General features: G+C 65.0%; 11 protein-coding genes. All 11 read right to left on the bottom strand.

What is annotated here, in order from left to right:
• Positions 1–99: 99 nt before the first annotated feature.
• On the bottom strand, positions 100–573 hold the full coding sequence (locus tag ACEK02_RS16270) for a hypothetical protein (protein WP_062126517.1): 474 nt from the start codon (positions 571–573) through the stop codon (positions 100–102).
• 138 nt (positions 574–711) lie between these two features.
• Entirely contained in the window at positions 712–1050 is a 339-nt protein-coding gene (locus ACEK02_RS16265) for a single-stranded DNA-binding protein (protein WP_010409121.1), read from the bottom strand.
• A gap of 690 nt (positions 1051–1740) precedes the next feature.
• Entirely contained in the window at positions 1741–1998 is a 258-nt protein-coding gene (locus tag ACEK02_RS16260) for a hypothetical protein (RefSeq protein WP_062126514.1), read from the bottom strand.
• Positions 1999–2134: 136 nt separating this feature from the next.
• Positions 2135–2401 carry a type II toxin-antitoxin system Phd/YefM family antitoxin gene (locus ACEK02_RS16255; protein WP_010409116.1) on the bottom strand — a complete coding sequence of 89 codons (267 nt, stop codon included), beginning with the start codon at positions 2399–2401 and terminating at the stop codon, positions 2135–2137.
• Positions 2402–2669: 268 nt separating this feature from the next.
• On the bottom strand, positions 2670–3146 hold the full coding sequence (locus ACEK02_RS16250; protein WP_024310589.1) for a DUF736 domain-containing protein: 477 nt from the start codon (positions 3144–3146) through the stop codon (positions 2670–2672).
• A 188-nt stretch (positions 3147–3334) separates the two neighbouring features.
• Positions 3335–3793, bottom strand: coding sequence for a hypothetical protein (locus ACEK02_RS16245; RefSeq protein ID WP_052192542.1), 459 nt, complete (start codon positions 3791–3793; stop codon positions 3335–3337).
• A 321-nt stretch (positions 3794–4114) separates the two neighbouring features.
• Positions 4115–4636, bottom strand: coding sequence for a DUF736 domain-containing protein (locus ACEK02_RS16240; protein ID WP_033967161.1), 522 nt, complete (start codon positions 4634–4636; stop codon positions 4115–4117).
• A 164-nt stretch (positions 4637–4800) separates the two neighbouring features.
• On the bottom strand, positions 4801–5328 hold the full coding sequence (locus ACEK02_RS16235; RefSeq protein WP_033967159.1) for a hypothetical protein: 528 nt from the start codon (positions 5326–5328) through the stop codon (positions 4801–4803).
• A gap of 113 nt (positions 5329–5441) precedes the next feature.
• Positions 5442–5960: a hypothetical protein gene (locus ACEK02_RS16230; RefSeq protein ID WP_167956383.1), complete on the bottom strand. Its 519-nt coding sequence runs from the start codon at positions 5958–5960 to the stop codon at positions 5442–5444.
• Between the two features lie 22 nt (positions 5961–5982).
• Positions 5983–6174 (bottom strand): hypothetical protein, encoded by a 192-nt coding sequence (locus ACEK02_RS16225; RefSeq protein WP_156445886.1) that lies wholly within the window; start codon positions 6172–6174, stop codon positions 5983–5985.
• Positions 6175–6269: 95 nt separating this feature from the next.
• On the bottom strand, positions 6270–8090 hold the full coding sequence (locus ACEK02_RS16220; RefSeq protein ID WP_231729953.1) for a reverse transcriptase domain-containing protein: 1821 nt from the start codon (positions 8088–8090) through the stop codon (positions 6270–6272).
• Positions 8091–8832: the final 742 nt, after the last annotated feature.

The raw sequence follows: 8832 nt of genomic DNA, 5'->3' as shown, positions 1-8832 counted from the left end.
CGCCAGGGCCGAATAGAGCCCGGTCCCGCCCACAAGGCGGGACGCCCCGCCCTGCCCCTCTACGGCCGTCCCACAGCCAGCACAGCAGGATCAGCAGGATCAGTCCCATTCATACTCGCCACCGTCATCCCCGGCATCGTAATCCGGCATCTCCTGGATTCCCGGGTCGTCTGGATCGCGGTTGGCATCGGGGTCCTCGCCGTGCGGGTCGGTCTGGATATCCGGTTCGGTTGCGAACCGGATATCTTCACCGATCCGGTCAGCAATGTCCGGCTCGACCGCGCTGTCATCGTCTAGCCAGCAGGAACGCGGACACTGGAGCAGCTGGTGACCACGATGGACGAAGGGCTGGCCGTTCATCAGGATGGGTCGCTCGGCGAGACGCCGGCAGGGTTCATTGCGACGGTTGCGGAAGCCGCACGGCACCGCCAGCGGGGCGAGCGCGACGGCATTGCCGTCGTGGTCGCCGCCGGCGGGTGCCGGCTCGTCGACCCGAGCGACCGGGTCCGGTGCCGCAGGTATCGGCTCGGGCGCGAACGGGTCGCCGTCGAACATGTCGCGCTGGACGGTCATGGTGCCGGACCTTTCAGGTGAGCGCGCGCTGGCGCAAGGCCGCGGTGCGAAGCACCGTGGGCGAGGCGTCCTGCGCGGGCGATGATGAAGCATGCGCGAAGGGCGACGCCCGCAGGCGCCGCCCGGTTCGCTGGCCGGTCAGTAGAACTCGGCGCGATCGGCGATGATCTCGCAGCCGTAGCGGTCGTTGCCGTCGCTGTCCTGCCAGCGGGTGTAGTGCAGGCGTCCCTCGATGGCGATGAGGTCGCCCTTCTTGCGGTTGCCGGCGATCGCCTTGGCGAGGCCGTTGAAGCAGGTGACCTTGTGGTATTCGGTCTCCTTGACGGTGAAGCCGTCGTCGCCTTTGTAGGTGTGGCCGTCCTTGTTGAGCTTCGGGCGATCGGTCGCCACGAAGATGGTCGCGACGCTGGTGGCGCGATTGACTTCGCGCAGTTCGGGGGTGCGGGTCAGGCGGCCGACGAGGTTCACGTTGTTCATGGCATTGCCTCCTTGGGTTGGTCGGCGGTCCGTCCGCCGGTGTCACCTGAAGGGCGTCGCGGTTCGGGGCGTCGCACCGGAGGGCGAGCTGGGCCGGCGCGCAGGCGGCGGGCCTGGTCGACCGGAGGGGAACCCCTTTTGCAGGGGTGGTGCGGGCAGCCGCGCGAAGCGCGGCAACACGGCCCTGCCAAAGGGGTTGCGAGGCCCCGGGGCGCGGCGCAGGTGACACGAAACGGCGGATGGGCCGTCGATCAGCCCAAGGTTCCCGCAGGCATTGCCATGGACAAACCTCGTGAACCGCTCATGTCGGTCGCCTGACCCGTACCCCCGAACGACCCGGCGCGAAGGCAGGCGTGCCGCCAGCGTCGCTCGCTGACCGACGTGGTGCCGCTCCGAAGCTCGACAAGGACGGCCGCGCCCGGGCGACGACGCACCGGCAAGGAGACCGGATGCCGCAAGGTCGCCCGACGGCCGACCCTCGCCAGGGCGATCGCCGGCAACCGCATCGGACCTGGGCGTCCTCATCGCCATAGGGGGCAAACGCCTGCCGATACCCGCTGGCAGAACAGCGACGGCTTTACGCGCCGCCCGGCTGCGGGATCATCGCCGATCGTGATGATCTTTCCACTCGGCCAGCGAACCGGGCTGTGTCTGCGGGCGCCGCCCTTCGGGTTGGCGAGGATCGATCGCCTACTCGGTTCGCCGGGTGGGGGTGATCCGATGCTCGACGATCAGCGCCGCGACACGTTGTACGATGCGGCTCGGCACCTCGGCGATGATGGTGCTACCGTCGTTACCGGCGCGAACGTCGGGTCCGACCCATGCGAAATCGTTCACGTCGTCCCACACGATGCGTGATCGGTCATCGAGGCCGAAGGCCTCAATGAATCGCGGCGGCAGAGGGATGGATGCAGCCGGTGAATAATCGCGCGTCGTCAGTGGCACCATCAGGACACGGAGCCTTCCGGCTGAGCGATAGCTGCCAACCACCATGCAGGGGCGGAGTTTCGAGCCGTCCTCGTCGCCCCGGTTATGTTCATGCCGCCAGAGGTAGAAATACCAGATCAGGTCACCGGCTTGCGGTTCAATCGACGTACTGATCGTTCTGGACGGACCCGGCGCTGGGCGTCGCGGTCCTGATGGCGTGGATGGCTTCATCGCTCAACTCCTGCGGCGAGAGCGCGAGGTGATCGAGGCGGGACAAGCGTTCGAACTCGGAGGCGGGTAGCATGACCACGCGGGCAGCGCCGTTGCGCTCGATTGCGATCGGATGCGTCATCGCCTCGTCGTAATAGAAGCCGAACCGCTTCGACACGTCGGTCGATCTGGCCTTTTCGATTGTAGGGGTCATGGTTTCCCTCATCTTTCGTTACGCGGCCGGGGATCGATTAAGCCCTGCGTCCCTCCAGGATGGGACCCTCATCTGGTCCTGCCAATGTTGTAACGGCCATCTTTCTGTTACATGGGAATCCGTATCTTCCGTAAAACGGAAGACAATCCGTACACCACGGACCGCGCGGCTGCAACAGGCACTAACGGCAACAGGGACCGCTTCGGCGATGAAGCGATCCCCGTCGAGGTGGCGATACGGGCGACGCGTCAGCGCCGCCCGATGCCGGTCAGACCCTCTCGTCGACCGGCGCGGTGCTGGCACCCAGCCCGTCTCCGGTGTCATCGCCTGCGCCCGAGGTCGCCACGTCACGGCCATCGGCGGTGAAAGGCAGCGCGGGTTCGCCATCGTCCGCCTTGACCCCGAGCGCGGCACCGACGTCGCGGCGCTTCTGGGCGCGCTGCCACACGACGTTGTACGAGCCGTCGTCCTGGCGGAAGGCCGAGACCTGCAGCGGCGCGGCGAGCGACGGATCGTCGATGCGGCCGTTCAGGAACGCCTCGCCGGTGTTGTTCGAGGTGAGTTCGAAGAACGCCCCGACCTGCACCCACGTCCGGCCCGGGGTGAGCGCGTGGATCTCGTAGCGCGGCGCGCGCGGGTTGGACGACTGGACCGGCTTGAGCGCGATCGTCATCGCGACGGCGAGGGTGGAAATGCGGCCCATGAAAATGCCCGCGTCGTTCTGCTTGATCTGACCGATGTTCATCGTAACGTCTCCTGATGTCGTGCTGGACCCCATGTCCTCGACACCGATCTTCAATCCTCCTCCCCTCCCCGGCCCTTCGGCCGGGCAGGGCGCGATGAGCGCCCCTCACCGACCGCGTTCTTCACGCGGACGGTGGTGCGTGCGGGACGCGGATCGGGCTAGGTCAGGAGGATGTGCCGATGGCGCTGTTAGCTATCGGTCTCAGGCTTTCCCGGGACGATGGAGAGCGCAGGCGGTTTGAAGCCACCCAACCGGAAGTGCTCACCGATCGCGGCGAGGTCACCTAGAGCATTGTATTCCTGAAGCGTCAGCACGACGCTTTCGTTGTCGTCGGCCGAGAATATCGCGCGCGGACCATGACCTGGCCAGACCCGAACCTCGGGCGAGAACGACCCGGGCGAGCCTCCCGACCACGTCCTGAACGGAAGGTCGTTGGTGCAGCAGAAGTCCTCGATATCCTCGATATTGCCGTTCTGGACCTCGTGAGCATGGAGGCGCAGGGGTTCGCCGGATGTAACGGATTCAAGCGGTTCTCCCCCCCATTCGGTCGAGAGGCCGTAGAAATCGGCGAGTTTGTACAGTTCGGGCAGTCGATCGGCGGGAAGTTTCCCCCCGATCGTAATGGAGACGGAGACGCGGTCGGCCATGTCGGGACCTCGTGATGAAGTGGACGTGCCGGTCCCGCGAGCGGTGTCATCACCATTCGCCCGGCTATCCATTCATCACCCCCTTCCCTTGAGCGTGGCCCAGGTTCGAACTGCGATATCCTGTGCTTATACGGCGATAAAGCGAAGGAATAGCTAAATTATCGATCCGATACGGTGTTGAATCGGGACTGGAGCCCATGAAGCAAAAAAAGGGCGACGCCGTGTGCCGGCGTTGCCCCGAGTTTCGGCGTGCGGGAGCGAAAGGGGGCGCGCCCGTGCGCCATGCGGTGCCGTGAGGGAGTGCACGGCACCGGGGGTGGATCAGGCGTCCTCGGCGACGCGCTGGCGGCGACCGCGGCCCTTGCCGACCGGCTCCTCGACCGGGGCGGTGGTTTCGCCCAGGCCGTTGTCGGTGGTGCCCGCATCGTGATCGGGGCCGTTGCCGACCGGGCCGCCATCGGCGCCGAACGGCGGCGACAGATCGTCATCCGCCTTGACGCCGAGCGCGGCACCGACATCGCGGCGCTTCTGGGCGCGCTGCCACACGACGTTGTACGAGCCGTCGTCCTGGCGGAAGGCCGAGACCTGCAGCGGCGCGGCGAGCGACGGATCGTCGATGCGGCCGTTCAGGAACGCCTCGCCGGTGTTGTTCGAGGTGAGTTCGAAGAACGCCCCGACCTGCACCCACGTCCGGCCCGGGGTGAGCGCGTGGATCTCGTAGCGCGGCGCGCGCGGGTTGGACGACTGGACCGGCTTGAGCGCGATCGTCATCGCGACGGCGAGGGTGGAAATGCGGCCCATGAAAATGCCCGCGTCGTTCTGCTTGATCTGACCGATGTTCATCGTAACGTCTCCTGATGTCGTGCTGGACCCCATGTCCTCGACACCGATCTTCAATCCTCCTCCCCTCCCCGGCCCTTCGGCCGGGCAGGGCGCGATGAGCGCCCCTCACCGACCGCGTCTTCACGCGGACGGTGGATCGTGCGGCAGGCGGACGATGTCGGTGCTCAGTGGGCGAGCTGGTCGGTGAGCGCGGTGCCGATATCGGCGTGCGCCGCGGCGAGCGCGCCGATCGCGCGGCTGACGACGTCGGTCGCCTCGTCGCTCGGATCGATGCACCAGCATTTGCCGGCGTGGCGGATGTCGATCAGCCGGTCGGACTTGTTGTCGATCCCGAACGTGTAGCCTTGACGCTGGTCGAAGCCGGCGACGGTGACGTCGGTCGTTTTGGCCTTGATCGTGACGACGGGCGCGACCGCGGGGGTCAGCAGCACGGTATCGCGCGGCGTTTGCGCCTGTGGGACCAGCGCGGGTGCGGGCGGCTTGCCGAGCGTCGGCATCTTCGGGATCGGCACGAGGCCGTTCACCGCGTCCTGCGCCATGTCGGCCGCCATTGCGGTCGCCATGAAGATGGCGGTGCGCGCGAGATCCTGGGCGATGGCTTCGCGGTGCGGCTCGGTCAGCGTGGGCAGGAGGTGGCAGAGTTTGGTGTCGAGCGCGAAGGCGACGGGCTCGGCGTTGGGATCGATGCACATGATCGTGACCTTTCGGCAAAATGCCCGGACCCCATGTCCAGGATGCCGATCCGGTCCCTCTCTCCTTCCGGCGCAGCCGGTGCCGGCATCGTCGCGAGGCGATGCCGTGCCGTTCAGCGAGGCGGTCGCGGATGTCGCATGAGGCGCTTCCGGGCGGCCGACAGATGATCGATCGAGCGTTGCAGGAAGAAGGCGTGCGCGCTGTCGGATTCGAGTGTCCCCAACCGGCGTTCGAGCGCCGTGATACGGTGGTCGATCGCATCGATCGTCAGCATGATATCGTCGAACGAGAGCGCGACGACGGTCTGCGGATAGGGATAGGGCAGCGCCGGCGCGACGAAGGCGAGGAAATGGGGCTGCACGGGCAAATGGTGCAGGAGGGCGGTCGCGACCGCGCGGCGGATCTGGGAGGCGCCGTGGACGAGTTCTGCTAGCAGCACGTCCATCGCCATCGGGCGGACGATGCGCAGTGCGCCGGGGTCGAGGGTGACGGCGATCGGATCGGTCGAGGCGAGACCGATGACGCCCTCCGACAGGATGGCGAGAACGTCGCCTTCCTCGATGCAGGGACCGTCATCGAGACAGGCGTCATGCGCGGCTTCGCTGGTGTCGAAATAATGGACGCGATACATGGGCTGGTCCCTTTCTGCTGGGTCAGGAATATTCCGGGCGACGTGCGGGAAACCGCGTGGGCGGGAGGCCGGAGAAGCTGAAGGCGCGGAAGCGTCCGCCGGTGTAGGCAGCCGAATCCACCGGCGGGCGATGCCGCTGCAGGCGCTCGAGCAGCCGGTTGGCGCGGCGCATCGCCGCGACCGCGGCCTCGTCGTGGTAATGGAGGGCGATCACGCGGACGAAGGTGCCGGTGTCGTACCGTAGGGTAGGCAGGGTGGCGTCTACGAGAGAACACCCCACTGCCCCCCTCCGAACCGGACGTGCAACTTTCACTGCATCCGGCTCTCCGCTCCGGGCACTGTAGAACGAAAGTCCGGCAGCTTCCCTGCATGAAGGAGTTGATGACAGGGCGCGCAAAGCGGCCTCGTCTTCCGGGCCCGTTCGGCGTGAAGCCTCCGGAACACCGGCCCATCCCTCATGCGACGCACGGGGTTGCTGTGGTGAAGATGGAACGGTCCATCGGTGCCGCCACATGCGGAGCATGCTTGGGCGAGCACTCGGTCAGTCAGGTTGGTCCTGCTTAACCGAAGAGCTTCCGTGCGAGGCGTGTTGTCGACCGACGGCCAGAACACCGGCCTACGATCGAGTTCCGCCAGTCGCCAAACCGCGATCCTCCTCTCATCCCTCCCAACGCCTATACGCACTACGTACCTGCCCGGGCCAACCCTGAGGCGCCGGAGCGAAGCCATTAGGCTTGTCCGATGCTTGTGCGCGAGCGTCTTGAACAGACTACCGCGCCAGAGAAACTCGAGCTTGTTGAGTGCGCCTTTCACATCCACGGCCAAGGCATAGTAATTTGCAAAGCCGCGAAGTTCGGCGTTGTAGACCTTGACGATCTCCGCATCATCCATGTGAAGCAGGCCCGGACGGTGCACAGCCCGTCCCAAGTCGAACTGACCATAGCCGTGCCTCTGGCTGAACGATTGCACCTTGTCGCGCGGGACCAGCAACTGAATTTGATCCGTCACCGTCCGCTTGACTGCGACGATGCCCGTCCGTGCCCGTTGTTTGACGAGCCGGTCGGACGCCGTGCGAGTGCGCACGTCGTAGCCAAGGAACCTTGCTCCCTTCCGAGCCTCGCGGATCCCGCTTTTCAACGGGGACGTTCGGAGCTCAAGCTCGCTCGCGAGGAAGCCCTCGATGGCGGCCTTGATCTCTTCGGCCTCGGCCCGGCTGCCGATAACCCCCAGAAGGAAGTCGTCGGCGTACCGGACGTAGCGAAGGCGTCGAAAGTCTGGATCGAACGGGTCCGTCGCGGGTAGCTTGCGCATCGCCGCGAGCGTCTCCTTTATTCGGTCCAGCCATGGTTGGATTTCATCAACCTGCCCTTTGTCACGCAGCGCAGCCACGCGCTTCCGGGCGTACTCGGAACGGCGCTGAAGGTGCCTGTATTCCGCCGATTTGCGACGTTGGGCACCCTTGTCGAAGCCAGCGACGAGCCCTTCCACATAATGGTCAAGCTCGTGCAGGTAGACGTTCGCGAGCAGAGGCGAGACGATGCCTCCTTGCGGCGTGCCACTATAGGTTTCGTGAAAACGCTGCTGCTCCAGATACCCTGCCTTCAGCATCGCACTGATGAGAGCGGTAAACCGCCTATCATCAATGCGACGTTCAAGCAGGCTCAACAATTTCTCGTGAGAGATGTTGTCGAAGTATCCTTCGACATCGACTTCGATCAGCCACTTCACGCCCTTCCATGTCTTGCGGACATGGTCGAGCGCCGTGTGACACGACCGCCCCCGTCGAAAGCCGTGTGACCGATCAGAGAAGATCGGTTCATAGACTTCGTTCAGGATCATCCTGACCACTTCCTGCACCAGTCGGTCGGTTGCAGTCGGGATGCCGAGCGGTCTTGTTTTACCGTTGGTCTTGGGGATGTGGACGCGCCTGACCGGCTGCGGGCGATACGTGCCCGCCGAGAGTTGCGCGATCACCGCATCGATCCGGCTTTCGTCGAGATCGGTTACGGCCTCACGGTCGATGCCGGGGGTCTCTGCCCCACGGTTCTGTTGGATGCGGCCCAAAGCTTCCACCCACAAGGAGCGGGATAGCAGCAGTCGGAACACACCGTTCACACGTTTGCCGGTCAAGGCAATCGTTCCAAGTGATTCCAGCCTTTTCAAGGCGGCACAGGGTTGCATCAGCAGACCTCCGCCCTGGTTCGATGCTGGATCGAAGCTGCCGCACTTCCCCCGCTCGGTTGCGCTTTCGCTCGGGTCACCCCGAACTTATACGGCCGACCGTCCCTCACCGAGGCAAGGGCTGTCCCGGCAATTACGCCGGGTGTTCGGGTAATATTGCGGCTCCGCCGCCATACAGGTCGATAACTCGACCAGCTACAGGCGGTCCCGTAGTTACGCGTGAAAGGAGATAAGCTAACGGTCTTAGGTGGCCTTTTCATCTCTAGTCCTCCGAAGGAGGTCACGCCGACAAGGTTGGCCGGTCAAGTCGATGGTACGGACTTGGCCGCTTCTCGGGTCCGAGCTGGTAGAGTGGACCCGACGCGTCGGTGCGGGGTTTCAGTCGCTTTCCTCGCCGCCAAGGGTTTAGGCCGCGAGAGATTGGGCTTCACGCAGTGTAGCGTTCACCATAACCGTCTTGCCCTGACCCGTTGCTTCAATGCGACTATTCACTTTGGGCCTTTTCCGAGCATGCTATGGTCCCGTTCTCCTTTCGAAGTTTCAGCCCGAGGGCACCGGTAAGCTCGGTGGGCAGATGCCATTGCCAACAAGCATCACGTCATCAGACGCACTCCTTTCTCGCGCCACAACGGCGCACACCATCCCCCTTCCTCGGGGCCGCCCCAGGCACGGTCGATTTCGTAGAAGGCGA

It is taken from the genome of Tardiphaga sp. (genome assembly GCF_041424195.1).
Lineage (GTDB): Bacteria > Pseudomonadota > Alphaproteobacteria > Rhizobiales > Xanthobacteraceae > Tardiphaga.
The sequence above is the reverse complement of the archived record's forward strand: the minus strand, read 5'-3'. Positions and strand labels throughout refer to the sequence as shown.